Here is a 25,731-nt window from a genome sequence, read left to right as displayed (position 1 = left end):
AAGACTTCGAGAACCTCTCACGGATGGCTTTGGCATTCCTCCGCCTCGCGATGATCCGGATCATGATGCGCAGAATCGCAAGGAGCCGGAAATCATAGATAACTTCTCGGACGGACTCTGAAGGAAGGGGAGAATCGACAGGCGGGGTGCGGCCATGGCCGGGGCCTCCTCAGATCTTGTCTTCCTTGGAAAAACCGATGCTGGCCTTGATCGAGAAGAACAGGATCTTCACGTAGATGCCGACCTCGCCTTCATAGGCGGCGTAGTCGCCATCGACCTTCTTCACGATCATCAGCGAGAATTCGCCATAGACGCCGACGGTGACGATCTTGACGTCGACCTTGGCATCGAAGAAGACGAAGCCGCCGAAGCCCCAGTCGCCTTCATAGACGATCACCGGGCCGATGCCGACCGAGGCCTCGGCCTTGAACGGCCCCAGTTTGCCGCCGACGCCGATGCCGATATAGGCCTTCAGCTCGAAAGATGCCTTGGAGAAACTGCCCACCACCGCGCCGCCGCCCGAGGGGTCGGTGGTCAGCTGCGGCATATAGGTCTTGCCGCCGAGCGAGAATTCGGCGCCGTAGACCACTTTCCACGGGCTGGTCGGGGTCTCGCCCTCCAGCGCGACCGAGATGCCGCCGCCGACGAATTCGACCTTGGACTCGGTGGGCGGGCTGCCGGGGGGCAGCAGATCGGGGGGAATGTCGACCTCGTCGGTGCCGGCCTCGAACACCGCGCCGACCTTGAGATCCAGGGGGCCGAGCTTGACCTCTTTCTCGGCCACGGTCTTCAGCTTGACCTTGTATTTGAGATTGGTGGCGGCCAGGTCGATCGGCGCAATCTCGGGCCGTGACGAAAAGCCGGGCAGGAAGGTCATGATGTCTTCCAGCACCGGATGCATCAGCGAGTTGATGGCGGTGAGCTTCGGCCTGAGCGTGCTGCCGCCGATGATGTCGGCCTGCATGCCGGTGACGTCGGTCAGCCCCAGAATGTCGGTCCAGACCTTCACCCGGGGCATGGTCAGCGACCAGCTGTCTTCCTCGATCGCAAGCGTGATCGAGCTTGCGGCATAGTCGATCCGGCTGCCGGCATCGACATCATCGGAGAGCACGATCTGCACCGGCCCCGGCGCCATGGCGACCGGCGGCATCAGCCGGAAACGGCCATTGGCCGGGTTCACCCGCAGGCGATGGCCGCCGGCCCCGCCGAGCGGGATGGCGGCATCGGGATGCGGGAAGACACCGGCCCCGGTGGTGCGGGCGAAAACGTCGGCGAACAGGGCCGGCAGGCCGGCGGTGATGTCGGAACTGCCGATCTGGATCCTGGGCCGGCGGAAGGCCAGGGCATGGGTGGGGGTGGTCTGGACGAAGGCGTAATCGGCCCGCGGGCTGGCGCCCGAGAACAGATCCTGCGGGTCCTGGAAGGTGAGAAGGGGGGATGGTGCCGGCACGCGGATCCTGTCGGCCAGCGGCGTGCCGGCCTCGCCCGCGCGCAGCACCGCCACGCCGTCGGGGGCGGCCACCGCCTCTCCCGGCTGGTCGGGATGGGCGGGGCCGGGGAAGGCCGCCACCGACCAGGCACCGTTGCCGGCGCCGAATTGCGGTGCGCCGCGCAGCGCGCCGACGATGGCGGGATGAGGGCCGTTCCAGGCGGGTGCGGCCTCGATCCGTTTCAGCCGCATCCGGAAGCCGGACGCATCCAGCGGCAACGACACCTCCACCGGCCCGCCCGCCGGACCATAGACCCGGAGCAGCTGGTCGAGTTCGCCGGGGGTGATCGGGTCGCCCACCGGCAGCAGATGCAGCCAGCCCAGCATGCCGCGGACGGGCGTGCGGGCATGGGCGGCATCGGTACCGATTTCGGCCACCGCATCGAAATACATCGGCAGCACCTTGCCGCCCGAGGGCAGATCGATCGCCGGCCGGTCCGACGGGCGGATGCGGGCGACGTCGTAAATCCCGCGGATCAGCCCCGGATGGACCTCGTAATCGGGCGAGACCGGCGCGCCGCCGCCCGCGGGCACGTGGCGGAAATCGAACAGCCCGGCCGAGGCCGCCTGCCAGCCGCTGTCGCGGCGCAGCACCCCGCCTCCGCCGCGGCGTTCGATGGTGACGGTGCGCGTCGCCCTGATCCCCCAGGGGTAGATGACGCTGACGAATTTCACCACCTCCAGCGCCGTGCGCCCGACCATCACCTGGAACTGGACCTTGGCCGCCTCGGCGAAGGCGGCGAAGGGGTTGCCCCAGTCGCTGAAGGTGCTGCTGCCATAGCCCGAGAGATCGAGCCGGGTGACCGGCACCCGGGGGCGGAACAGGGTGAATTCATTGTTGAACATCGCCTCCACCGCGCCCTCGGCACCGGCGGTGGCGCCCAGCACCGAGATGTTGAGCGGCGCGCCCGAGGCCAGGTCGACGCCATTGGGCGTCTGGGTGGCGAGGCCGCGGAAGCTGGCGCTCTGCCGGGGCGGTGCGGCCGTGGGCGTGCCGGCGCGCAGGCTCAGCTGATGGCCGCCTTCCAGCGGCCCGCCCCGGTCGAATCGCGGCCGCAGCATGGTCGCGGTATCGGCGGCCGCATCGGCATCGGCGACCCCCTTCATCTCGATCTTGGCCATCATGCCGAAGGGCAGGGTGGTCAGCACCTCCAGCGGGTCGCCGCTGTTGAAGCCCGCAACCATCTCTTCAAGGGCGAGATCGGGGATGGCCGGGCGCAGTTTCGCGGCGCCGCGGATCATCGCCGGCCCGCCATCGCCGGCCGAGGCGAGCGGGGTGGGGAACCAGCCGAGCGTCGCCAGATCCTGGTCGGCATCCAGCGTGCGCACCGGTTCCCACTGGATCTGGGGCAGGGCGAAGACGCGGAGGCCGGTCTTGAAGCGCAGCCCGTCGATCTCGGCCACGGTGCCCGGCTGGGGGACGGCATGGGTCAGGGGCTGGTCGACCCTGGTGTCGAAGGCGACGCCGATCTGATGGCGCCGGGTCGAAACGTCGAGCAGCGACACCCCCGGCCGGCGGCCCAGCGTGCCCACCCGGTCGGTGAAACTGTCCCGCGCCTTGGGCCAGACCTCGTTGCCCTTGAACTTTTCGGCGGCGCGGCGGGCGCGCTCCCATGTGGCCTGTTCGGCCTCGCCGCGCAGGCCTGTGCCCTGGGCGGTCTGGCCGGTCAACTCGCGATCGGGCAGGCGTGCGGGCCGCTGATCGGGCTTGGAGGGATTGTCGCAGCCGAGCAGGGGCGGCGGCAGGTCGCCGGCGAAGGCGAGGGCCGGCGGGCCGTCGCCCGACCAGCTGACCGCGGCGCGCAGCACGCCCGCCGATGCGGCGGCGCCGGCCTGGGGCAGCGGCAGCCCGCCTGCACAGGACGAGACATAAGGGTCGGGCAGGGTCGGCAGCCAGTTCAGCAGGCCGAAGACCAGATCCAGCGTGCCGGCGCGGATCACGCCATCGGCATCGACTGTGCCCGACACGCGATAGAGGGCAGGCAGCCCGGTGGCGAGCACGGCGTTTTCAACCACCAGCCGCAGGCTGCCGGGGGGATCGCCGGCAAAGCCGGTGGCGATCAGATCGGCCTGAAGCCGCCCCGCCTCTTCGGCGATCATCACCATGGCGGTCACCGGCCGGGTGGTCACCGGCCGGCCGGCATGGTCGCGCGGGCAGGCGAGGCGTTCGGCCACCCGCGCCTCGGCCATGGCGAAATGCCGCCCGGCGCCGGCGCAGCCGATCACCACCGCACCGGCGGCGGCGAGTGTGGCGGTGACGCTCTGGCGCCCGGCGATCCCGGCCCCCAGCGCCCAGAGATCGAAGCGGGTCACGGCGCCCGGATCGGCGGCGGCGTTGCGGTCGACCAGCATGAAAATGCCCTGGCCGATCAACAGGGTGGGGTCGGTGATCCGCACCCGGCCATCCAGCCCCGCCCAGCCGACCCGCGGATCGCCCTTCAGCGCAAAGCACCAATGGCCGCTGGTGCTGGCCTGGGGCAGGGTCTGGGGGGCGGCGTTCACCACCACCGGGATCAGCCAGCCGCCGCGGGCGATGCGGAACCCGGCATCGAAGCTGGCCACCCGCCAGTCGATCCCGGCGGCATCGATCGCCTCGGGCTTGATGTCGGCCGGGAACCAGAGCCCGTTTTCGGCCGCGTTCCACATAACCTTCTCGGTCGGGGCGACGGTGTGGGTGGTGCCGCCGAACCGCGCCTCGCCACCCGCCAGCTTCACCGTGGCCTTGCCGCCATCGATGGTGATGGTGAGTTTGGCGGGTGCGGTGATCGCCGCATCCGGGCAGGTATTGGCCGGGTCGGGTTCGTAGCCCAGCTCCAGCACGATTTCGCCTTTGGGCGGGGCGGCGATGGCGGTGCCGCTGGCGGCCGCGGCGGCGAAACGCGCCGTGCCGCGCCGGACCGGCAGCCCGGCCCAGCCATCGGCCGGCGCCTTGTTCGAAAACAGCCCGGCCGCGATCCAGACCGTGCCGGCATCAACGGTGATCGACACCTGATCGCGCGTGCGCCGCGCCGAGCCGCCCGAGACCAGCATCAGCGGCGCCGCCTGGCCCTTGGGCGTGATCGGCGTCAGCTTGCCCGCCTCGAACACGTCGACGAACAGCCGGCGCCCGTCCAGATCGATGAACGGCCCGGCCACCCTGGACGGCGCCAGCCCGCGCAGATCCGCCGCCGGCCCGATCCCGGCCATGGCCAGCACCGAAAACGCATCCTGCGGCCGCGCCGTCAGGACGCCAGCCTCCCCGCCTTCGGCCTTCCGGCCCTCGATCTTTGCGGCCTCGCTCTTTCCGGCCAGCACATCAAGATCTGCCGCCGCGGTCCGCCGATCGGCCTTCAGGCCCGGCAAAAGGCGGGCGAACCCCGCCATCGGGTCATCCTGGGGCATCCGTCCCTCCCGGATCGATACACTATCAATAGTTGTATGATGTTGTCAGGAAGACTGTGGAAAGCGGGCGGATGTGATGCCCGTCACAAACATGGTAGTGCAATTTATGTGCGAAGAGGGAGTCGAATCATTTCATTTTATGGCGAAAAATTGGCCTGGAATATGCACTTAACAAGAAGAGGGTGCCATAGCGTGGCCGGAGGGGCACCAGAAGGTGGGTCATCCAATGGATACAACCTGAGATTATTAGGTGGGGCGTGCCCCCGACCCGTCATGCGAAGCAACTATATACGGTTGCAATTCCGCATAAATCTCCCATATTGGGGAATCAGAAACCGGGGAGGGAGCGGCACGGCGATATGAGTCGGCACGACAAACTGGTTGCCCGGCTCAGGGGCAAGCCGAAGGACTTCACCTGGGACGAGCTGGTCAGGCTGCTGGAGAGTCTGATATGAGCATGATGCTGGAATATAAGGGCTATCTCGGCTCGGTCGAGTACAGTGACGAGGACGAGGTGTTGCACGGGCGGCTGGAGTTCATCCGTGATCTGGTGACCTATGAGGGCGTGGACGGAAAAGGCCTCAAGGCTGCTTTTCACGAGGCCGTGGACGATTACCTTGAGCTTTGCGCGGCCCAGGGCCGTAAACCCGATATTCCTCTGAAGGGCAGCTTCAACGTCCGGCCCGGCCGCGATCTGCACCGCCGCGCCATGCTCTATGCCAGGCGCCGGGGCGTGAACCTGAATACCGTCGTCAGTGACGCCCTGCGTCGTTTTCTCGACCACGAGGACCATGCAGCCTGATCTTCCGTGATCCGGTCGTGCTGGAAGCCGAGGTACAAGGGAGCGGGACCCGACATAAATACATAAAGACATATCTATGTACTGTAGGAACCCAGCCCCTGGTCGACGCGGGGTGCACAGAGATTGGGATAGTATGGAGTTCTGGACAGGAGTAGGCATCCGCGACCTGGCCGCGGACGCCAAAGCCCATGATGCCTGGTTCCGAGCGAAGGTTCTGGAGGCATTGGACGACGATCGGCCGGCGGTGTCGCACGACCGGGTGATGGACGAGGTCCAGGCACTGATCGACAGGAAGCGCCGTGCCCGGTCTTGAATGGCGGGAGACGGCGCGGGCCGCCATCCCACGCACACATCCCGGGATCCCCACCCCATGACCGACGCCCGCGCCTGGGAAATGCGTGTCTTTCTGCGTGTCGCGGCGCGCGGGGCCTTCAGTGCGGCCGGGCGGGAGCTGGGGATGACGCCGTCGGCGACCGCCAAGCTGATCACGCGGATCGAGGCGCGGCTGGGGGTGCGGCTGGTGGAGCGGTCGACCCGGCGGTTGCGGTTGACGCCTGAGGGCGAGGTTTACCGCGAGCGGGCCGAGGCGCTGCTGGCCGAGCTGGAGGCGATGGAGGCCGAACTCGCCGGTCAGGCGGTGGTGCCGTCGGGGCTGGTCAGGATCAACAGTTCCATCCCCTTCGGCCGGCACTGCCTGCTGCCGCTGCTGCCGGATTTCACCATGCGATATCCGCAGATCCGGCTGGACCTCACCTTCACCGACGAGGTGGTGGATCTGTATCTGGCGCGGGTCGACATCGCCTTCAGGGTGGGCAAGTTGGGCGATTCGGGCCTGCGCGCGGTGCATCTGGGCGAGGTGCGGCGGCGGATCGTGGCCTCGCCCGACTATCTGGCCCGGCGCGGCGTGCCGCGGCGGCCCGATGATCTGGTCGATCACGACTGCCTGGGCTTCAATTTCCGCCGCGCCGCCGCGGTCTGGCCGATGACGGTGGATGGCCGCAGGGTCGCGCGCGAGGTGGAAGGCCGGATCCAGGTCAGCGACGGCGAGACCATGCGCTACATGGCCCGGGCCGGGCTGGGGCTTGCCCGGCTTGCCGAATACCATGTCCGCGACGACATCGCCGCCGGCCGGCTGGTCACCGTGCTCGACGACTGCCTGGCCGACAGCGAGGTGGTGCATGCGGTCTATCTCGGACGAGAGCGTGCGCCACGACGGATCGAAGCATTCCTTGATCATGCCGCGCCGCGCCTGCGCGAGCGGCTGCGGCAGGGGTGATGGCCGGCGGATTTTCGTGGTAGGTTCGACCTCTTGCGCTCATTTTCGGCCGAGGTTCCGACAGCCCATGATCCGCCGCATCCTGCTCATCACCGCCGATTCCAGACCCTGACCGATCCGGATTACGAAACCACGCTGCCGGAGCTTCTGGAGTCCTTCGACCCGGACCTGATCGGGCTTCGGGCGTTTTCGCTGTTTCGCGACGGGTTCTCGGCGCTCTCGGCGATCGTGCGGCGGGTTCTGCCGGGGCGGCCGATCATCGGCGGCGGCCCCCATGTCTCGGCGGATTTCGAGTTGCTGCTCAAGACCGGCGAGATCGATCTGGCGGTGCTGGGCGAGGGCGAGGAGACCTTCGTCGCCCTGCTGGAGGCGCTGAACGGCGATACCGGCCGGAACGGGGGCCTGCCCGCAGATCTGGCCGGCACGGCGGTCCTGACCGGCGGCCGGGTGCAGCGCAACGAGAAGCGGGTGCGGATCCGCGATCTGGATGCCCTGCCGATGCCGGCCTATGATCTGATCGACCTGACTAAATTCGCCGACATCAACAATGCCGCCCATGTCTGGCCGCGGCATTGCGCCTATATCGAGGCCTCGCGCGGCTGCCCCTATCGCTGCTTCTATTGCCATATCGCGCCCGAGACCGCGACGCATCAGCGCTCCCCCGCATCGGTGGTGGCCGAGATGCTCAGGCGCCGCGACGAGCTGGGGGTGGAGGCCTTCCACTTCATCGACGACATCTTCAATTTCCCGCGCCCCCATGCCAAGGCGGTGCTGCGCGAGATTGCGAAGGAACTGCCCGGCGTCCGGCTGCATTTCCCGATCGGCCTGCGCGCCGACCTGCTCGACGACGAGATCCTGGATCTGTTCGAGGCCGCCGGCACGGTGATGATGGCGCTGGCGGTGGAGACGGTGACCCCGCGCCTGCAGCGCTTCATCGGCAAATATCTGAAGATCGAGCGGGCGCATGCGATGATCGACGCCGCCTCGCGCCGTTTCGTCGCCACCACCTTTTTCATGGCCGGCTTCCCGACCGAGACCCGCGAAGAGGCCCAGGCGACCATCGATTACGCCGCCTCGCTGGAACATCTTTGTGATCCCACGCTCAACATCGTGCGGATCTATCGCGGCACGCTGCTCTGGGATCATCTGGCGCCGACGCCCGACCAGGCGGAGCGGCTCACCGCCCAGACCCGCCATGCGACCACGCCGCGCATGTTCTCGCGCCAGCCCTTCCTGTTCTACGGCGACATCTTCGACCGCGAGAAAGTGCCGCTGACCAGCGAGGATGTTGCGGAACTCCGGGTCGACTGGCTGCGCAAGGTGCAGTTCAACCCGCGCCGGATTTTGAACGCCCATGTCCGCATGCGGCATTTCTTCCCCGAGGCGGAGGTGGTGCGGACCTTCCGCTCGTGGCTGAACGACGACTGCTTCGATGCCGCCAAGATGCAGCGCATGATGGATTTTGCCCGCACCACCCCGCCGACCGAGGTGGTGCCGCCGCCCTTCGCCCGGCAGGCCGCCCCGGTGAAGCTCAGCGCCTGAAAGGGGGATGTCTGGCCGGATGCGTCAGGCCGTCTCGTCGATCCGGATCGGCAGCTCCGGCGGGGTATAGCCGGCAAGGGCGAGGCTCCAGACCGTCGCCTCCTCGGGAAGTGCCGGGATGCCGGAACCGTCGGAAGGGGAGGGGGCGGCGTGGGGCCAGGCCTCGGCCGGGCAGGGCGTGAAGCCCAGCCGGGCATAATGGCCGGCGACCAGGGCATTGCGGCCCGAGGGCAGATAGAGGCCGATCAGCCGGTCGATGCCCCGCGCCCGGGCCCGCCCGGCCAGGGCCTTGAGCACGGCCTGCTCCACCCGCCGGTTCAGCACCCGGCAGCTCATCAGCCAGAGATCGATCGCCCAGATACGTTCCGTCGCCCCGGCCTGCCCGATCGCCCCGGCCCGTCCGATCGCGCCGTCGGGTCTGCCGTCGGGTACCGCCACCTCGCGGATGATCACCACCGAGATGATGCCGGCATCGCCGAAGACATCGGCCAGGCGGATGGCGAAACAGTGCCGGGCCGGGTCGGCCTCGATTGCGGCGAGGCCGGCGGCATCGATCCGGCGGGTGGTAAGGTTGAACTGGTTCGACCGCCCGATCAGCTGTGCGGCACGGGGCCTGGACCGTGCATCGATCGGCGCCAGGGTGAGGCGCATCTCCAGCCCGCGCAGATAGGCCTCGAAATCCTCGCGGCGGGCCGGCGCAGGTGGCGTATCCGGGTTGTCGGCGGCGGCGCGCGCCTGCCGGGTATAATGATCGGCCCGCAACCGGTCTTCGGCCGAGACGGTCACGGTTTCGAACCAGCCGCCGGCCATCAGCGCCAGCGGCATGCCGGCCGGATCGGCCGGCAGTTCGGGCACCGCCACCTGGGGCAGGGCGTCCCGCACCTGGCGGCGCTCGGCCGGGTTGTCGTCCAGCAGAACCAGGGCGTCCAGGCCCCAGCCCAGCCGCCGGGCGATTTCTTCAAGCTGGCTGGCCTTGTCGCGCCAGTCGGCGATGAAGACCGCGACGTCGTCGTCACCCAGCAGCATGTCGGGATGGTCGCGGAAGGGCAGGCGGGCGGTCGCCGCGTCGTTCTTGCTCGCCACCGCCAGCACGATGCCGCGGCGGCGGAGATCCAGCGCCAGGCGCTGAACCGCCAGAAAGGCCTCCCCCTCGGCATCGCCCTGGCCGAGGATGATGCCGTCCGGCCCGTCATCGCCGATCACCCCGCCCCAGAGCGTGTTGTCCAGATCCAGCACCAGGCAGCGGCGGGCCAGCCCGGCCCAGGCCGCGATCAGCCGGGCCAGATGGTCGGCATAAAGCGGCAGCATGGCCGGGGCGACGGCCGATTTCGACCAGTGCCAGTGGCGCGGATCGTGCCAGCGGGCGGTGCCGACCTGGCCGGCCAGGGCATCGACATCCAGCAGCAGTGCCTCCAGCGCCGCGGCCTGGTCCTGGATCAGATGATTGACCCGGTCGATCTGCCGGCGCAGCGAGGCCGCCATCCGCCGCTCCAGATGGCCGAACAGGGCGATCGGTTCCTGCGGCAGGGTCTGGAAGATCAGCGTGGCGCCGGTGGTTGCCGAAATCCGCCGGGCGATCTGCGCGATGTGGTCGCCGACCGCCGCCATGGCCGCGTCGTCATCGCCGCTGCCCGCGGCCGGCCAGTGGGGCAGGCGCCGGCGGTCCAGCGCCAGCAGCACCAGATCGACGGGCTGCGCCGTCAGGGGGCCCGCCGGATCGTTCAGCACGCTCATGATCTGGTCGTCGGGGGTGGTGGTGATCTGAAGATCCAGCCCGTGGCGCAGCCCCGCCACCCGCAGAACCGGCGGCAGCAGCGCCGTGGTCGTGTCCGAGAGGATGCAGAGCCGCACCGTCCGGAACAGCGGTGCACCCCCGGCTTCCCCGATCACCCGATCGGCCAGCTTCGCCACCGGCCCGGCCTGGGCAAGATCCAGCCGGTGCCCGGCCAGATGCCTGAGCCCCTGCAGCCCGGCCATGCGGTCGTCTGCCGCCAGATCCGCCACCGCCCGGGCCCGGTCGCGGAGCCTGTCGGTCAGCACCGGCAGCCAGGGCAGCTGGTCGATCGGGATATCGGTCATGCGGCTGCCGCCTTTCGTTCAGGCCGGGGCCCGATTAAGATCCGTGCCTGCTGTACCATCCGTCGGAAGCTGCCGCCATGATCCTGCCAGACCTGCCTGCCGCCGCCCCCGTGCTTGCCCGCATCGTGGCGGCGGTGCTGGACCGCTGGCCGGAGCACCGCGGCTATCTGGACCGGCGCTTCCGCGACGAAACCCCCGAGGGCCTGGCATCGGCCGAGACCCTGGCCGGGCTGGTCGCGGCCATCGCGGGCGACGACCTCGGCCGGGTGATCGACGGCTATCGCCATATGTGCGGCATGATCAATGACGAAGAGATCCATTTCCGCCGCACCGGCCGCTATCGCCTGTCGAGCTTCGCCGAGGTCGAGGCGGCGATCTATGCCGATCCGGCCTGCATGGCGCCCTATCTGGACGGCATCCTGCTGTCGCAGCTGCTGTGGCGCAACCATGCCGATGCGATCGGCCTGTATCGGCGGCGCTTTCTGGGCGGCAACCGGCCCGGCTATCGCCATCTGGAAATCGGCCCCGGCCACGGGCTGCTGCTGGCCCTGGCGCTGGCCGACCCGGCCTGTGCCGCGGCGGCGGGCTGGGACGTAAGCGCCACCAGCCTCGGCCGCACGGCCGATGCCCTGGCACGCCTCGGCATCGGCCGGGTCGCGGATCTGCGCGCGGTGGATGTGGCCGACGGGCATGCCATTTCGGGTGCAAACTTCGACAGCCTGGTGGCGAGCGAGGTGCTGGAACATCTGGAACGGCCCGATCTGGCGCTGGAAACCTTCCGCCGGCTGGCGGCACCGGGGGCGCGGCTGTTCCTGAACGTGCCGGTCAACAGCCCGGCCCCCGATCACATCTTCCTGTTCGAGACCCCGGAAGCCGTGGTGGACATGACCCGCGCCGCCGGCTTCGACATCGAACACACGGCCTTCCTGCCCTCGACCGGCCTGACGCTCGACCGGGCACGAAAGATCGCGGCCACCATCTCGGCAGTCATCATCGCCCGCGCGCCCGGCTGATCGCGCCACCCGGGCTGCGCCCCTGCCGTCAACCGCCCGCCCGCGCGTCCAGAATGGCCAGAAGATCGCCGATATGGCGCATGCCGGCGATCTCGCGGGTGGTGAACTTCACGCCGTATTCGGCCTCCACCGCCACGATGAAGCGGATGTGGTTCAGGCTGTCCCAGTCCTCGACATCGGCGGCCGACAGCTCCGGGGTCACCACCAGGTCGGGGAGGTCGAGGATCTCCTGCAGGATCTCCGCAATGCGGGCAAGGCGCGACATGGTGCTGGGCATCTCCCATATGGACCGGTCAGGGGTGGCATGATAGTGGTCACCCCATGACCCGGCAAGGATGCGCCCGTCGTCCGGCGACGACCGGCGCCATGCGCGGGTAACCGCGAACAAGGCGATGGCATGATCTTTCTGGAACCGTCCTTCCTGGCGCTTGCCGTCGCCTTCATCGCGTTGACCGCACGGCCGATGCCCGAAGCCCGGTTCCGGCTGGTGCTGGGCGGCTTCAGCCTCGCCTTTCTGGCGCTGTGCCTCGGCCCGGCGCAGATCGCCCTGCTCGGCGGTTTCGTGGCCACGGGCTTCGTCGCCACATATCTGGCCCGCCGGCAGGGTTGGCGGGCGGCGGGGCCGGGGCTCGTCGTCATCCTGGCCGAATTCGCCCTGGTGAAGACCGCGGGCCTCTTGCCGCTGCCGGTGGATCTGGCCGGGGCGGCGGGCGTTCTGGGGCTTGCCTATGTGCTGGCGCGCATGGTGCATCTGCTGGTCGATAGCGCCTCGGATCCCGGCGGCACACCGCCGGTGACAGCGGGGCGCTATCTGCTCTTCACGCTGAATTTCCTCACCTTTCTGTCGGGGCCCCTGCAGCGCTGGCCGGATCATCTGGCGGCCATGGCAGACCGGCAGCCGGCAGGGGAGGCGGTGCGGCTGGCGGCGCTGGGCCGGATCCTCCTGGGCTATGTGAAGATCCTGATCGCCCTGCCGCTCTGCGACGCTCTGCACGACTGGCTGGTGCTGCAGGCGACGGCGCCGGTGGTTGCGGGCGTCGACCTGGGGGCCCTCGCGGCCCGGCTGCTCGGCCCCGAGGGGCCGGGCGTCGCGGCGGTGAGCTTCCACATCATGGCGGCGACGATCTTCCCGATCCGGCTTTATCTGAACTTCTCGGCCTATATGGATGTCGTGATCGGCATCGGCCGGCTGGCCGGTCTGCGGGTGCCAGAAAATTTCGACCACCCGTTCCGGGCCGATTGCCTGCTGGATTTCTGGACCCGCTGGCATATCACCATGTCGCGCTGGTACCAGGATTACGTGTTCACGCCGCTGGTCACCGCCCTGCACCGGCGCTGGCCCTCACCCCGGGCGATGGAGCTGCAGGCGATGGCCGGCACCTTCGTCACCTTTCTGGTGGTGGGGCTCTGGCACGACGTCAGCCTGCGCTTTCTGGCCATCGGCCTGCTCATCGGCCTGGGCATGATCTGGAACCGGGGCTGGCGGTGGGGCCTGCGGGCGGCGATCGGTACCGGCGGCTGGCGCCGGCTGAAGGCGCGGGGCTGGTATCGTGCCGTCTCGGCGGTGTCGGCCTATCTGTTCCTGTCGGGCTTCGTCGCCGCCTTCACCTGGCTGTATGGCGGGGCGCCGATGCCCGATATCGCCCCCGGACCCCTGGCGGTGCTGGCGCTTCTGCCGGCGGCGCTCTGGGTGCTGGTGGGCGGGCTGGTCTGGCGGGCGGGCTCGGCCTGGGCGGACGGCCGGTTCGTGCCGCGCCGGGTTTCGCCACGTGCCTGTTTCGGTTTTGCCGTCGCCATCTGCGCCCTGGCGATGGTGGCGGCGCTGAAGTCAGAGCCGATCCCGGAGTTCATCTATGCTGGCTTCTGACCGGGTGACATGGCTGCGGCGCCATCCGCTGATGGCGGTCGCTGCACTTGTGGCGGCGATCTGGGCGCTGCTGATCGCCGCCTCGTTTCTGGTGCCGGTGCTGCCGGCCGACAGCGGGCAGTACCGCGCCCTGGACAACCGCGCCTACACGGCCCGCGCGCTCTACTGGATCTGTACCGATACCAGCCCCGGGGATCAGCTGATCGTGATCGGCCCGTCCAGCGCCCGGGCCTTCGCCCCCGCTGATCGGGCGGCGCTGGATCCCGGGTCCCGGCATCATCTGATGCACATGGCGGGGGCACCGGTCGACGAGCTGGCGACCCTTGCCGACACCCTGGTGAACTGCCTGCCGCCCGACCGTGCCGCGGCAACCCGGCTGGTCATCGCCACGCACTATCTTTCATATCTGCCGCCGATTCCGCTGCTTGCCAGCATCCCGACCCTTGGCCGCTATCTGGAAAACACCGGCGCTTTCGAGATCGGGCCCGACGGTCCGCATCTGGCGGCACGGCTGACAGCGCCGGTGACCGGGCCGGTGCTGCGGCTGATCGAACGGCCGGTTTTTGCCGCGGGCACGGTGGGCGTGGCCGCCTGGCGCCGGATCCATGCCCGGCACTCTGCGACGGCGGACCCGCCGCCCGAGGTCAGGGAGAGGGCGCAGCGTGGCATCATCGACAGTTTCGCCCGGAATATCGGCGATCGGCACGTCGACGCCCCCGACAGTCTGGCCCGGCTGGACGCGCTGATCAGGGCCGTGCATCGCCTGCAGGCGGCCGGTATCCGGGTGACGGTGTATCAGTCGGTCGAAAGCCGGGCGCTGCGTCAGGCGGTGCCGCAGCTGGCGGCCTTCCGGCGGCTGGAGGCGCGGGCGCTGGATAAGGCCGGGATCCCGCATATCGATTTCGGCGACGAGATTGCCGATGACGAATTCGTCGACGGCATCCATGCCCTTCAGACCGCGCAGCCGCACTGGTCGCGGCTGCTGCTGCAAAGGCTGGGCGATCTCTGACGGCGGTGCGGTCCGATCCCGGCTTCCGGTCGTGGCCCGGCCGGGCTATGCTGGGGCAATTCATCAGCGACAAGGTAAGCTGACGACATGTGGATGATGTGTGGCACCCGTCGAATTAGCTGCCCGGCCTGACCTTTCAGGCCGGGACATTCGCGCGCGCCGCTCTGTCAGCCATCCGCCGTCGGTCTTCTCTGCGGGATCATGTCTCGCGAGGCCGGAGCCTTGTCCGGAAGTTTTCTGACCCATGTCCTCCACACCCGTCCTGCATCTGCTCTCGGGCAAGATCGCGGCCGGCAAGTCCACCCTTGCCGCCCGCCTTGCCGCCGCCCCCGCCACGGTGCTGATCGCCGAAGACGCCTGGCTCGCCCGGCTCTATGGCCCTGACATGACCAGCGTCACCGATTATGTGCGGTATTCAGCCCGGCTGCGCGCGGCGATGGGCCCGCATGTCGCAGACCTGCTCCGCACCGGCCTGTCGGTGGTGCTGGATTTCCCCGCCAATACCCGCGCCAACCGCGCCTGGATGCGCGGGATCTTCGAGGCCGCCGGTGCCGACCATCGCCTGCATCTGATCGACCTGCCCGACGAGGTCTGCCGGGCCCGCCTGCGGCAACGCAATGCCGCAGGCGGTCATGATTTCGCCGCCACCGATGCCCAGTTCGACCAGATCACCGCGCATTTCGTCCCCCCGGCACCCGAGGAGGGTTTCCGGGTGGTGGTGCATCGGCTGACGCAATGACCCCTGATGACCTTGCGATACCCGCCGTCCTGCCGGCCGTCCTGAGCGAGCTGCAGGCCGGTTTCGGCGCCGATCTCCGCGGCATCTGGCTGCATGGCTCCGCCGTGTCGGGCGGGCTGCGGCCGGGCAGCGATATCGATCTGCTGGTCGTGACCGGCCGGCCGATGTCTCCGGTCCTGCGCCGGCGGCTGAGCGATGCCCTGATGCGCCTGTCCGCCCCCTATCCGGCCCCGCCGGGCGGGGCGCGCTGCCTGGAGATGCTGGTGTTCCGCGCCGATCGGCTGGCCATGGGCCGCCATCCCGCCGAGGCCGAATTCGTCTATGGCGAATGGCTGCGCGCGGCCTTCGAAGCCGGTGAGACGCCGGCGGTGACGGCCGACCCGGAATTCACCCTGGTCCTGGCCCAGGCCCGCGGTCAGGCGCGGGCGCTGCTGGGCCCGCCTCTGGAGCAGGTGCTGCCCCAGGTGCCGGCGGCGGATATCCGCCGGGCGATGGGCGATGCCCTGCCGGCGCTGATGGCCGGGCTTCAGGGGGATGCGCGCAATTGCCTGCTGACCCTGGCCCGGATGTGGCGGACGGCCCGTTGCGGGGATTTCGTGCCCAAGGATGTGGCGGCAGCCTGGGCCATGGAGCACCTGCCCGCGCCCATGGCCGCGGTGCTGGGCGCCGCGCGCGACGGCTATCTGGCCGGCAGAGCCGGGACGGGGCCGGACCCGGACGACAGCGTCCGCCACGCCGCCGACCATCTGCATGCCCGGGTGGTGGCGTCGCTCTGACGCGCCCGCACCAAATGCCATCCGGCCGGTCAGCACAGGCGACAGCCGGACCGCTTGCGGGTACCATCCGCCGCCTGGCCCGCCGGGCGGGCGGGGGCGGATGAAGAGAGGGGCGGATGCGCGACGACGTCCGGGAATTCAAGCGGGCGCTGATCCTGAAGGCGGCGGCGGAGCTGTTCTTCACCCAGGGCTATGCCCGCACCAGGCTGGACGATCTGGCGGTGCGGCTGCAGATGTCCAAGGCCTCGATCTACGACCATTTCTCGGGCAAGGCCGAGATCCTGTCGACGATCTGCGCAGCCTCGGTCGATGCCTCGCTGGATGTGGTGCGGCGGGTGGCGGGGGCCGGGCTCGACCCGGTGGCGCAGATCGGTGCGGTGGCCCATGGCTTCACCGGCGTGGTGATCGACAACCACCAGCAGATCGCCATCCATGCCCGCGAATTCGCCCATCTGCCCGAGGCGGGGCAGGAGCGGATCATCGCCACCCAGCGCGCCTTCGATGCGCTGCTGGTGGAGATGCTGGAAGCCGGCCGCGCGGCCGGCCGGCTGACGCTCGCCGACCCCAGGGTAACCGCGCTCGCACTCGCGGGCATGATCATCTGGGTCCACAACTGGTACCGCCCCGATGGCCGGCTGACCCGCGCGCGCATCGCGGAAGGCATGGTCCGCAACGCACTCGCCATGGTCGGCGCCGAGGCCGAGGCCGGGGCGGTTCTGGAACGGCTCCGCTTTTCAGGTCTGGTCTGAAAAGCGCCTCGCCGGCGTGCGGTTCAGCGGCCGGTGAAGGCCGGGGCGCGCTTTTCCACGAAATGGCTCACGCCCTCGCGGAAATCCTCGCTTTCGAAGCTCTCCACCATCAGCCGGTTGGCCTCGTCCCAGGCGGTCGACAGGTTCTGGAACATCGCCCGGTAGACCTGGCCCTTCATCACGCCGATCGAGCGCGGCGAGGAGGTGGTGACCAGCTCGCGGGCATAGGTTTTGACGGCGTCGAGGAAGCCCTCGGCCGGCAGGCTGCGCACCAGGCCCAGGCGCTCGGCCTCGGCGGTGCCGACCAGCCGGCCCGAGAACAGCAGTTCCAGCGCGTTCATGTTGCCGATCAGCCGCGGCAGCATCCAGGAACTGCCGTGTTCGGCGATCAGCCCGCGACGGGCGAAGGCGGTGGTGAGCTTCGCACCCTCGGCCATGAAGCGCAGATCGGTGAACAGCACCATGCACAGGCCGATGCCGGCGACCGGGCCGTTGATCGCCGCGATCACCGGGGTCTTCAGCTTCAGCATATAGCTGAATTTCTGGTCGAAATTGTCGTCCGACACCGCTTCGGCCGCGCGCGGTTCACGCGTGCCCTGGCTTTCGGCGGCGCCCGAGAGCAGGCCCATATCGGCGCCGGCGCAGAAGCCGCGCCCGGCCCCGGTCACGATGATCGCGCGCACCGCCTCGTCGGCCTCGGCCTGGAGCATGGCGGCGTGCATCTCGTCTTCCATCGCCTGGGTCCAGGCATTGAGACGATCCGGACGGTTGAGGGTGATGACGGCAAGCGGGCCGTCGACCTCGTAGAGGATGTCGGTGTAGGCCGGGGTGGTCTGGGCAGTCATCTGGGGGGAAACCTTCTTGTGGCGGGTTCCGTGGCCGTCGGCCTCCAGATCAAACAGTGTTCACCGTCTCAGTCGATCAGGTGAGCCAAATAGATCGGGAGGCAGATACAGCGTTTGGAACGGGATTTGATCTGGCGGCGCCGGCTTTTTGTCTTGGCGAGAGGGCTCGCATCGGTTTCCGAAGTCTACGGCAGTGACTGCGCCGGTCAAGCCCGCGCCTGCGGGCGCAGGCGGATGGTGGTGACGGTGGCGGCATCGACCGCGGCCCGGCTATAGGGCATGGGCAGGGTGGCGGCGCGGGCCCAGTCTTCGGCATGGTCGGCCAGATGCGGGCTCGCCGGATCGCCCGACTGGCCGGGGCCGTTGACGAAGCGCGCCGCATCCCAGTTGCCGACATCGATCACCATGCGGAACGATGCGCCGATCACCAGCCGCCCGTCCGTCGGGCGATAGGTGGTGTTCATCACCGTCATGCCCGACCCGCCCACCGGCAGCGGGCCAAGCTGCGGAAAGCCCTCGATGCCCGCCTCGGCCAGCGGATGGATGAAGAGCGCATGGTGGAACCGCCCCCAATCCCAGCCGGCCGGGTCGGCGCCGAAGCGGTGGCGGCAATCGGCGACCGCCTGGGCGAGTGTCGGCAGCAGGCAGGCGCGGGCCGCCGGGTCGGTGTCCAGCCGGTCGAGCAGGGTTTCGGCATCGCCCGGCTCCAGCATCCGGCGCAGCGCCGGATCATCGGTCATGCGGTCGAGCAGGGCCGGGCGCAGATGATGGGTCCACCAGATCTCGAACAGCGCCGCCGCCGGCGTTTTCAGCCGCAGATGATGATCCCAGCCGGTAAGCAGGGCCAGGCCGTCCTGAAGGTCGCCGGCGGGTGCCGTGTCGGGCGCCGGCAGATGGCCGCAGACCCGCGCCGCCGGGATCGAGAACACATCGCCCTGCAGGGCCTCGGCCGCGGCCGGGTCGTGCGGCGGGCCATCGGCCAGCACCGCCTTGATCCGGTCGGCGCGGAAGGGCTCCAGCCATTCGAAGCCGAAGCCGCACGCACGCAACGGCCCCTCGGGCAGGTTCATCTCGTTGGCGGTGGCGATGAAGCCGCGGGGCGGGTCGATCTCGCGCGGCAGGCCGGCCGGATCCTGAAAACCGGTCCAGTCGTATCGCCCGTCGCCCGGCACCGGCAGCAGCCCGTCCGAGGCCGGGCGCAGCGGCAGTTTCGCGCCCACGATCCAGGCGATCCGCCCGTCGATATCGGCATAGACATGGTTGGTCGAGGGCACCGACCAGTGGCCGAGCGCCCGGGCATAGGCTTCGGGAGAGCGCGCCCGCATGCAGCCCAGCCCCGCCAGATAGGGGGCCGCCCCGGGTTCCGACCAGACGGTGCGCACCGCAAAGGCGCGGCGGCGGTCCGCATCGCGGAAGATCACCGGGCCGTGGACGGTGAAATGCAGCGTGACCGTCTGGTCCGGGCAACCCTTCACCGGGATGGTCTCTTCCACCGCCGTCATCGGCAGATGGCCGTCGCCATGGCGGTAGAGCAGCGGGTCCTCCGCCGCGGTTTCGCAGACGAACAGATCTTCCTGATCGGCCGGGAAGATGGTGAGCGCAAAGGCGGCATGGCCGTTATGGCCAAGCGAGATGCCGGGGATGGCGGGCTCTCCCGCCCCGATCACGTCGAGCCCGGGGGCCGTGAGGTGGACCGCATAGCGCAACGACGGCAGGGCGTAATGGCGATGCGGGTCGCTGGCGAGCAGGGCCCGGCCGGTGGCCGTGCGCCCGGGCGCCACCACCCAGTTGTTGGAGCCTTCGGCCGCCGCCATCACCGCCATCACCCGCCCTTCGGCATCGACGCGGGACCAGCGCGGCGCCTCGTCAAGGCCGGCGGCGAGCCGGGCGGGCTCGAAGCTGACCGGGGCGGTGGCGAGCAGGAAATCATCCAGCACCCGGGCGCCGACATCCTCGGGGTCCAGCCCGTCCGGCACCCGGATGTCATGCGCCGGCGCGATCGAGCGGCGGACGAGGTCCAGCGCCAGCGCCGCGGCGTCGTCGGCCGCCCGGCCCTGTTCGCGGGCCAGGGCACGGGCACGCCCCAGAAGGCGGGCGCGCATCACCTCGGATGTCAGGTTGCGCACCAGGGCATGGCTGCGGATGCGGACCACATCCTCGGGCGCCCAGCGCGCCGGCCGGGTGCCCAGCGCGTGGAATTCGGGCGCCAGCAGCCCGGGATCGGCCTCGGTCAGCGCGATCCAGGCATTGATGCCGCGGGTGAAGGCGGCAACGATCCCCTCCAGCCCCGGAACCCCATAGGCCGCCCATTCCGCCGCCATGTCGCCGCGATAGAGAAACAGCCGCGCGGCGCGGTCCTGCGCCAGATAGCCCGGCCCGAAATCGGCCGAGAGCAGCCCCAGCCCGCGCTTGCGCCAGAGATCGATCTGCCACAGCCGGTCGCGGGCGGCGTTGAACCCCTGCAGCAGAAACAGATCCGCCTCCGACCCCGCCCGCAGATGGGCCAGCCCGTGGCCATCGATCCGGATCTCGGCAGGGCCGTCGAGACCGGCCAGGATGATATCGTCGGGCATGCGATCGGCGGCCATGGGGCGAAGGATCCTCGCAGTCGGATGGGGCGGGAAGGCGGGTGACGGGAAGGCGAGTGACGGGAAGGCGAGTGACGGGAAAGGGGCGCATGAAGCGGGGGTGGCGTCAACTGGTGAGCCGGCAGGGCCGTGATGGACCGGCCATTGCAGGCGCGCCGAAGTAATCTCCGGCTAAGCTGGTGGCCGATTCTGCGATTTCGGATTGATTTTTTATGGGGGGAGATGGTCACATCTTCGACATCCGATATGCAGCATGGATCATTCACGTGAACGAACAGAGCGAACGGCTGATCATCGACCTTTCCCAGGGGGACAGGGCCCAGAGCTATCCGAAGGAACAGCGCCTTCAACGCGCGGCATATGACGACGTTATGGTCAGCCTGAAGCGGTGCACCCGGCAGGCGCAGGAATTTACGCGTGCCAAGGTTTCGCCCGACGACGGCCACCTGCGGGATAAGATTTACCGCAGCCGTGGCGAGATGATGCGGATCCATAACGCAATTTTCGTCGGTGGTGAACGCGGTGTTGGTAAAACCGCCTTCATGCTGAATATCGAGAATGTCTGGAAGGAGGAAGGTGGCGAGAAAGAGAAAGGATCCCTACATTTCACGCCCCCGATCGATCCCACGCTGATCAGGGTGGAAGACAACTTCCTGAATATTATCGTCTCGCAGATCTACAAAGATGTCCGCCCCCATGTTCAGAGAAGCCCCAGTCAGGACTTCTGGAACGCTTTCGATGAGCTTGGCGCCGCATTGGAGGCTGAGCAGGCCGTTTCCGACAACGATCTGAGAGGCGTCGACCGGATCCTGAAGCATCGGGACCACGCCGATCTTGAACAGAAGTTGAACAGGTTTTTCGAGATCGCATGCGGACTTTTGAAAGTGGATGCGATCGTCGTTCTGATCGACGATGTGGACATGTCGCTCACCAAGGGATTCGATATCCTGGACACGGTGCGGCGCTATCTGTCCTGCCCATTGATCATTCCGGTCATCAGTGGCGACATCGCCCTTTATGAGAGCCTCGTGCTCAAATATTTTGCGAATGAACTCGGGGTTGGTGGGCAACTTAAAGACCTACACCTGGCAAGCCTGCGGCCGATTAAAGAGATGGATGCCGGCAGAAGCGCAGGGGCCGGCGAGGATCTTTCAGGCTTGCTGAGGCAGGCGAAGATCCTGGGGCAGGAGTATCTGAAGAAGGTGCTGCCGATCCATCAGCGGGTGGTTCTGAAGACCATCCCTGATCTGAGTCATCAGCTTTATATCTACGACCAGGGCTGGTCCGGACCGGTGCGGTTCGAGACGTTGATGGCCAACCTCGCCGAGGGGCTGTCATCCCCGGCGAATGGACAAGATGGAAGTCGTCCCCTTATTAAACTGAAAACAGCCCGCGAAGTGATTCAGTTTCTTGAGGTCATCCGCGACTGCATAAAACCAGCGCCGGCGGAGGGGGATCGCGCCGGTGTTCAATTCAATCGCCCGGGAATATTCCGGAAAATGGCTGAATACGGTCGTTTGACGCTCGATATCGAGATGGAGTACAGATTCAATGCCGATGTCTTATTTGCGGAGCGACACAATCGGCCATTGCAGCGCCTTGCGGACATCCCGTACTTCAACCCACGCTACCACCCGCAGAACCTTGCAACCTATTCTTTGAAGGATCGATTTGAGGAGCTGAAAGCGGATGTGACTGGTGCCAAAGCCCCCAGTCAGCCATCAGCCGGCTTGCCGAATGCCATCATGGCGATGCCCGTTCCAGAACCTGTCAATGCGAATCTTATTATCAGTCTGAGAGATATCGAACAATATGGGCAAGGTGATTCCGGTCTTCTGATCTCGATATTTACACAGAGATCTTATTATACGAGCTTTCAGAGAACGGCTCTCCTGTTATTTGGGCGGGCATTCGAGATTATTTTCTCAAATTGCCTTGGAATTTATGACGAAACAAGATTACGAAATATTATGAATGATCAGCCATTTTACACATATCTTTTTTTCTTTCCAACAAGAAATATTAACATAAATGGAAGCGATCCTCTGGAAGATAATTCTGCAGATATGGTATTGTATGAAAAAGATTATAAAGATTTTTGTGAGTCGATAGAGCAGTGGTACTCAAAAAATAAGGAATCTTTGGAAGGTAAAATAACGGCTATATTTATTCTGAAGGTCATGCACAGATTTTTTGCACAAGTGAATGCCTATAAAAATCAAGACAAGATAGAGCAGGGAACGCTTGCAGATCAGATCAATCGGTTCAGAATTATGCTGTTGAATGCATGTGCGATCCTCGAGAGTCGTAAATCGCGCATCGTTTATCAGAATATCGCTATGGGCAGTCTGGCCGCTTACCACAAGGATCCCTCCTGGCAGATCAATGTGGCGCCTTTGCTGCGCCCTGAGGCTGGGCCGACTCTCACCAAAATACTGAACGAGCATCCTCTTTTTGATCTGACTGATAGGGCGAAGATGATTTCGATCACAGGCGTATCTGTCAGATCCAGTCGGACGCAGCCTGATACGGGATCTCGGAAGCAGCCGACTGTGGAGCAGATGCTTAGGAAAGAACTCGGTGAAGATCTTGTGAACAAGCTGGAGGCAGGACGTACTGACATTTCAGCATATGATATACTAGGGCCATTGAAAAGAATATCGGATGAAATGTCTACAGCGCAAAAAAATAGATTAATTAATTCAATAAAAAGTGCCAGGAAGATTTATACGCCAATCCGACGTATTTTGAACAATGAGGGTGTCATGGATATCTTTATTGATGAATTGACCAGCAAATGAACCGAACCCCACGCCTTGACCACGCCGTGCGGGTGGCGGTTCTGCGGTCGATGAAGGTCGCCACCCTTCTCTGGGACAGTCTTGAACGCGACAGGGCCCCTGAGCGGGGGGCGTTGACGGCGGCCTTGTGTGAGACGGTCTTCCATCCGCATATGCACCATTTCCGTGGGGATGACGCCCAGGCTGCCATCCATGCCGTTCTGGGGCAGAATCAGTCGGCCGGCGGTCTTTACGACCTCGATTTCCTTGGCCGGATGGCGGATCACTATCTGCTCGACATGGGTGATCGGCTGGAGGCGCGACGCGAGCATCTGGCCGACTATATTCTGCTGCTGCGCGACCTTCATCCGGCCTTCATGATCGGATATCTTCACGTCCAGAAGTTAAGGCGTCGCGAAGTAACAGTAGAAGCGCTGCGCAATGCCGCCGGGGTGCAGTGCCCTCTCGGGCTCCCGAAACCGGAAAGCGGCCGGGCTTATGCCGACAACCATGTCCATCTGGGCGGAGTCGGCATCACCTCGCATCCGCTGTTTGCCCTGATGATCGGCGAGGGTAAGCTCAGCCAGCTGGGCAAGGGGCCGCGACCTCTGACGGATCCGACGGTTCACGGCAGCGATACCGTCGATCATGAGGTTATGGCGCTGAAACTGAATGCCTGCGTCCACGCCATCCTGCGCCATGCTCTGGGAGATGAATCCCGCGCACCCTCGGCCGAGACATTGAGGTATCGGCAGATCCGGGCCATCTCCGGCACCTGGCTGCTGGAGCGTCTGTCCGACAGACGAGAGACGTCCGTGGCCACGGATCTGATCCTGGCGATGGCCAGGCTGATGCAGCGCGACCAGGCGGGCGGGGCATTGCAGATGCTGGTGACCCTCGCGCTCCACCTCTACACCACAGGCGCGCGGGAGAATGCCGCTATCCGGCACTGCATCCTGTTGTTCATACACCTGACCAATCTGATGCGGTCGTCGATCGTCATGTCCGGTGTCGGGTTGAAGACCTTCGTGAAGTACTATCACTCGGCCTTGCGGGATCAGGGCGAGAAATACGCGAACCGGGATCGCTTTCCTCTGCTGATCGGCGGCGGGTGCGACATGGTGGATGGCAAGCTCGCCAAGGCGGATGCCGGGGTCTGGCGGGAATTCGCCAACGCAGCAGCCCGGCATGGCGGAGCCGGTGCAGATCCTCCCTGGCATCGCTATCACTTTTCCTTTCATTTCATCAGACGCGAGCAGAAACGATCCGAGGGCGACCGCCGACGCGCTGCGGAACGCCAGACCGTGAACCGGACGGCGCTGACACTGCGGTCGGCGCTTGAAGGGCGGCATTGGCATCGGCCGCAGACCGGGGCCGGTCGGGACCGGGATGCCCACGGTTCGGAGGCAGCCCCGCCGCGCCAGGATCTGGGGAGTTTCATCCGGTCGTTCGACGTCGCCGGCGACGAGAACCTTGTCCCGATCGAAGTCTTCGCCCCGGCCCTGAGGCTGCTTCGTGAAAAGCCGATGGTCTGTACGGATCGCGGAGACCAGCTTCACCCGCGTCGCACGCTGAGCATCCATGCCGGTGAAGACTTCAGCAATCTTGTCCGCGGCATGCGTCATGTCGAGGAAACCCTGCTGTTCTGCAATTTCGGCAAGGATGATCGCATCGGCCATTGTCTGGCGCTGGGGGTGGATCCGCAGCTCTGGGCCCGCCGGCAGGGGATGGCGATCACGACGTTGCAGGACCATATCGACGACCTGGTCTGGTTCTGGCACCACACCAGCGAGCTTGCCCGCAAGCTGGACATCGCCGCCCGGGTCCTGCCCGGCATTCGGCGCCGGCTTGAGCATTTCCTGGCGGAACTCCCGCGGGAGGAACAACAGCCGCGGCCGGATACGCTGTATCGGGCATGGCTGCTGCGTCGGAACTGCCCCGATCGTGCGCTGTCGGCCGGGCCGGTCGATCAGGTAAGTGATCTGCGCTACCTCGCCCCGGATGTCGCCGATGACCCCGGATGTCGCGAGGCGGAACACTTCAAACGTTACAGGACATACATGTCGGCTGCCCGCGCCGATGCGCCCGCGCCCGGGTGTCAGCCGCTGCATATCATGCTTGGCCAGGACGGCATGCCGGGCCGGAATGCACATGGCTATGTCGACTATTGCAGCCGCGATGAACTCGATGTCCTGGAGGCCATCCAGGACGATCTCCTCACCTGGATGGATCGGCGCGGGGTGATGATCGAGGCCTGCCCGACATCGAATGTGTATATCGCGCGTATCGACAGCTATGCCGAACATCCCGTTTTCAGATGGCGCCCCCTGCGTGCCGAGGACATCCGGCCCGGCGGCAGATACAATCGTTTCGGTCTTCGCAGCGGCCCCGTGGGGCTCTGTCTCAATACCGATGACCCCGCCATCTTCCCGACCACGATTGCGATGGAGCACGAGGTGATGGAGCATGCCGCAATCGAGGATCACGGCATGGGCCGGATGGATGCGGCGCGCTGGATCGACGAGATCAGGCAGGCAGGGGTCGGCCTGTTCCGGCGCACGCATGCGGCGACCCGCATTGAACCGGGCAGCTGAACCCGGATGACCCGTCCGTCGGTTCTCCAGGGTGCCTGTTCAATTAAGAATGAGACGCATTGTCATAACCCATCCCGCCCGCTAGAGCAAATTACCCAGCATAGGAATCAGGGGATTCCCCTCAGCCGTCAGTTGTGATTCAAGATAGAGGCTGGAGAAGGAGGCCAGCCTGTATGGCGAAAGCTCTTTCCGTCGACCTGCG

Annotated in this window: 16 protein-coding genes and 1 pseudogene; 12 read left to right on the top strand and 5 right to left on the bottom strand. The window is 66.7% G+C overall.

All coding sequences use genetic code 11. The features are described 5' to 3' along the window. Positions 1-169: 169 nt before the first annotated feature. On the bottom strand, positions 170-4,870 hold the full coding sequence (locus tag WI697_RS26415) for a hypothetical protein (RefSeq protein WP_345960551.1): 4,701 nt from the start codon (positions 4,868-4,870) through the stop codon (positions 170-172). Between the two features lie 451 nt (positions 4,871-5,321). On the opposite strand from WI697_RS26415, the gene WI697_RS26410 reads away from it, so the two are divergent. The 4 genes and pseudogenes from WI697_RS26410 (at position 5,322) to WI697_RS26395 (ending at position 8,490) form a co-directional block, all read left to right on the top strand. Next, positions 5,322-5,672, top strand: coding sequence for a type II toxin-antitoxin system HicB family antitoxin (locus tag WI697_RS26410; RefSeq protein WP_345960550.1), 351 nt, complete (start codon positions 5,322-5,324; stop codon positions 5,670-5,672). Between the two features lie 166 nt (positions 5,673-5,838). Then, positions 5,839-5,985, top strand: a pseudogene (relB, locus tag WI697_RS26405) (type II toxin-antitoxin system RelB family antitoxin); the annotation flags it as partial. 57 nt (positions 5,986-6,042) lie between these two features. Then, positions 6,043-6,948: a LysR family transcriptional regulator gene (locus WI697_RS26400; RefSeq protein ID WP_345960549.1), complete on the top strand. Its 906-nt coding sequence runs from the start codon at positions 6,043-6,045 to the stop codon at positions 6,946-6,948. 33 nt (positions 6,949-6,981) lie between these two features. Continuing rightward, the gene (locus WI697_RS26395; protein ID WP_345960548.1) at positions 6,982-8,490 is read left to right on the top strand and encodes a B12-binding domain-containing radical SAM protein; all 1,509 of its coding nucleotides are present in this window, start codon (positions 6,982-6,984) and stop codon (positions 8,488-8,490) included. Between the two features lie 24 nt (positions 8,491-8,514). Here the strand turns inward: WI697_RS26395 and WI697_RS26390 are convergent, their stop codons facing one another. Further along, positions 8,515-10,569, bottom strand: coding sequence for an HAD-IIIC family phosphatase (locus WI697_RS26390; protein WP_345960547.1), 2,055 nt, complete (start codon positions 10,567-10,569; stop codon positions 8,515-8,517). Positions 10,570-10,646: 77 nt separating this feature from the next. Here WI697_RS26390 and WI697_RS26385 point away from each other — a divergent pair, with 77 nt between their 5' ends. Beyond that, positions 10,647-11,582 (top strand): class I SAM-dependent methyltransferase, encoded by a 936-nt coding sequence (locus WI697_RS26385; protein ID WP_345960546.1) that lies wholly within the window; start codon positions 10,647-10,649, stop codon positions 11,580-11,582. A 28-nt stretch (positions 11,583-11,610) separates the two neighbouring features. Here the strand turns inward: WI697_RS26385 and WI697_RS26380 are convergent, their stop codons facing one another. After that, a complete protein-coding gene (locus tag WI697_RS26380) occupies positions 11,611-11,847 on the bottom strand; it encodes an acyl carrier protein (RefSeq protein ID WP_345960545.1) in 237 nt (78 codons plus the stop codon). A 132-nt stretch (positions 11,848-11,979) separates the two neighbouring features. Between WI697_RS26380 and WI697_RS26375 the strand changes: the two genes are divergently transcribed. The 5 genes from WI697_RS26375 to WI697_RS26355 all read left to right on the top strand — a co-directional run bounded on the left by WI697_RS26375 (position 11,980) and on the right by WI697_RS26355 (position 16,722). Beyond that, positions 11,980-13,449: an MBOAT family O-acyltransferase gene (locus tag WI697_RS26375; RefSeq protein ID WP_345960544.1), complete on the top strand. Its 1,470-nt coding sequence runs from the start codon at positions 11,980-11,982 to the stop codon at positions 13,447-13,449. Continuing rightward, complete coding sequence (locus WI697_RS26370; protein ID WP_345960543.1) at positions 13,436-14,458, top strand: hypothetical protein; 1,023 nt, start codon at positions 13,436-13,438, stop codon at positions 14,456-14,458. Before WI697_RS26375 ends, WI697_RS26370 begins: the two co-directional genes overlap by 14 nt. 244 nt (positions 14,459-14,702) lie before the next feature. Continuing rightward, positions 14,703-15,197: an AAA family ATPase gene (locus WI697_RS26365; RefSeq protein ID WP_345960542.1), complete on the top strand. Its 495-nt coding sequence runs from the start codon at positions 14,703-14,705 to the stop codon at positions 15,195-15,197. Beyond that, positions 15,194-15,973 carry an aminoglycoside adenylyltransferase domain-containing protein gene (locus WI697_RS26360; protein WP_345960541.1) on the top strand — a complete coding sequence of 260 codons (780 nt, stop codon included), beginning with the start codon at positions 15,194-15,196 and terminating at the stop codon, positions 15,971-15,973. Before WI697_RS26365 ends, WI697_RS26360 begins: the two co-directional genes overlap by 4 nt. A gap of 116 nt (positions 15,974-16,089) precedes the next feature. Then, positions 16,090-16,722 carry a TetR/AcrR family transcriptional regulator gene (locus WI697_RS26355; RefSeq protein ID WP_062762434.1) on the top strand — a complete coding sequence of 211 codons (633 nt, stop codon included), beginning with the start codon at positions 16,090-16,092 and terminating at the stop codon, positions 16,720-16,722. 23 nt (positions 16,723-16,745) lie between these two features. Here the strand turns inward: WI697_RS26355 and WI697_RS26350 are convergent, their stop codons facing one another. Together WI697_RS26350 and WI697_RS26345 are read right to left on the bottom strand one after the other, a co-directional pair. Continuing rightward, positions 16,746-17,567: an enoyl-CoA hydratase-related protein gene (locus tag WI697_RS26350; protein ID WP_062762440.1), complete on the bottom strand. Its 822-nt coding sequence runs from the start codon at positions 17,565-17,567 to the stop codon at positions 16,746-16,748. 206 nt (positions 17,568-17,773) lie between these two features. After that, positions 17,774-20,155, bottom strand: a complete 2,382-nt coding sequence (locus WI697_RS26345) for a penicillin acylase family protein (protein ID WP_345960540.1) — start codon at positions 20,153-20,155, stop codon at positions 17,774-17,776. Positions 20,156-20,421: 266 nt separating this feature from the next. Here WI697_RS26345 and WI697_RS26340 point away from each other — a divergent pair, with 266 nt between their 5' ends. After that, on the top strand, positions 20,422-22,956 hold the full coding sequence (locus WI697_RS26340; protein ID WP_345960539.1) for a hypothetical protein: 2,535 nt from the start codon (positions 20,422-20,424) through the stop codon (positions 22,954-22,956). 278 nt (positions 22,957-23,234) lie between these two features. After that, a complete protein-coding gene (locus tag WI697_RS26335) occupies positions 23,235-25,529 on the top strand; it encodes a hypothetical protein (RefSeq protein ID WP_345960538.1) in 2,295 nt (764 codons plus the stop codon). Positions 25,530-25,731: the final 202 nt, after the last annotated feature.

The sequence above is a fragment of the Tistrella mobilis genome, from assembly GCF_039634785.1.
Lineage (GTDB): Bacteria > Pseudomonadota > Alphaproteobacteria > Tistrellales > Tistrellaceae > Tistrella > Tistrella mobilis.
Note: the sequence above shows the minus strand (reverse complement) of the source record. Positions and strands in the feature narration are given on the sequence as shown.

Coding starts and splice junctions, on each gene's coding strand:
- WI697_RS26415 (WP_345960551.1), bottom strand. CDS start 4,870: ATGCCCCAGGATGACCCGATGGCGGGGTTCGCCCGCCTTTTGCCGGGC.
- WI697_RS26410 (WP_345960550.1), top strand. CDS start 5,322: ATGAGCATGATGCTGGAATATAAGGGCTATCTCGGCTCGGTCGAGTAC.
- WI697_RS26400 (WP_345960549.1), top strand. CDS start 6,043: ATGACCGACGCCCGCGCCTGGGAAATGCGTGTCTTTCTGCGTGTCGCG.
- WI697_RS26390 (WP_345960547.1), bottom strand. CDS start 10,569: ATGACCGATATCCCGATCGACCAGCTGCCCTGGCTGCCGGTGCTGACC.
- WI697_RS26385 (WP_345960546.1), top strand. CDS start 10,647: ATGATCCTGCCAGACCTGCCTGCCGCCGCCCCCGTGCTTGCCCGCATC.
- WI697_RS26380 (WP_345960545.1), bottom strand. CDS start 11,847: ATGTCGCGCCTTGCCCGCATTGCGGAGATCCTGCAGGAGATCCTCGAC.
- WI697_RS26375 (WP_345960544.1), top strand. CDS start 11,980: ATGATCTTTCTGGAACCGTCCTTCCTGGCGCTTGCCGTCGCCTTCATC.
- WI697_RS26370 (WP_345960543.1), top strand. CDS start 13,436: ATGCTGGCTTCTGACCGGGTGACATGGCTGCGGCGCCATCCGCTGATG.
- WI697_RS26365 (WP_345960542.1), top strand. CDS start 14,703: ATGTCCTCCACACCCGTCCTGCATCTGCTCTCGGGCAAGATCGCGGCC.
- WI697_RS26360 (WP_345960541.1), top strand. CDS start 15,194: ATGACCCCTGATGACCTTGCGATACCCGCCGTCCTGCCGGCCGTCCTG.
- WI697_RS26355 (WP_062762434.1), top strand. CDS start 16,090: ATGCGCGACGACGTCCGGGAATTCAAGCGGGCGCTGATCCTGAAGGCG.
- WI697_RS26350 (WP_062762440.1), bottom strand. CDS start 17,567: ATGACTGCCCAGACCACCCCGGCCTACACCGACATCCTCTACGAGGTC.
- WI697_RS26345 (WP_345960540.1), bottom strand. CDS start 20,155: ATGGCCGCCGATCGCATGCCCGACGATATCATCCTGGCCGGTCTCGAC.
- WI697_RS26335 (WP_345960538.1), top strand. CDS start 23,235: ATGGGTGATCGGCTGGAGGCGCGACGCGAGCATCTGGCCGACTATATT.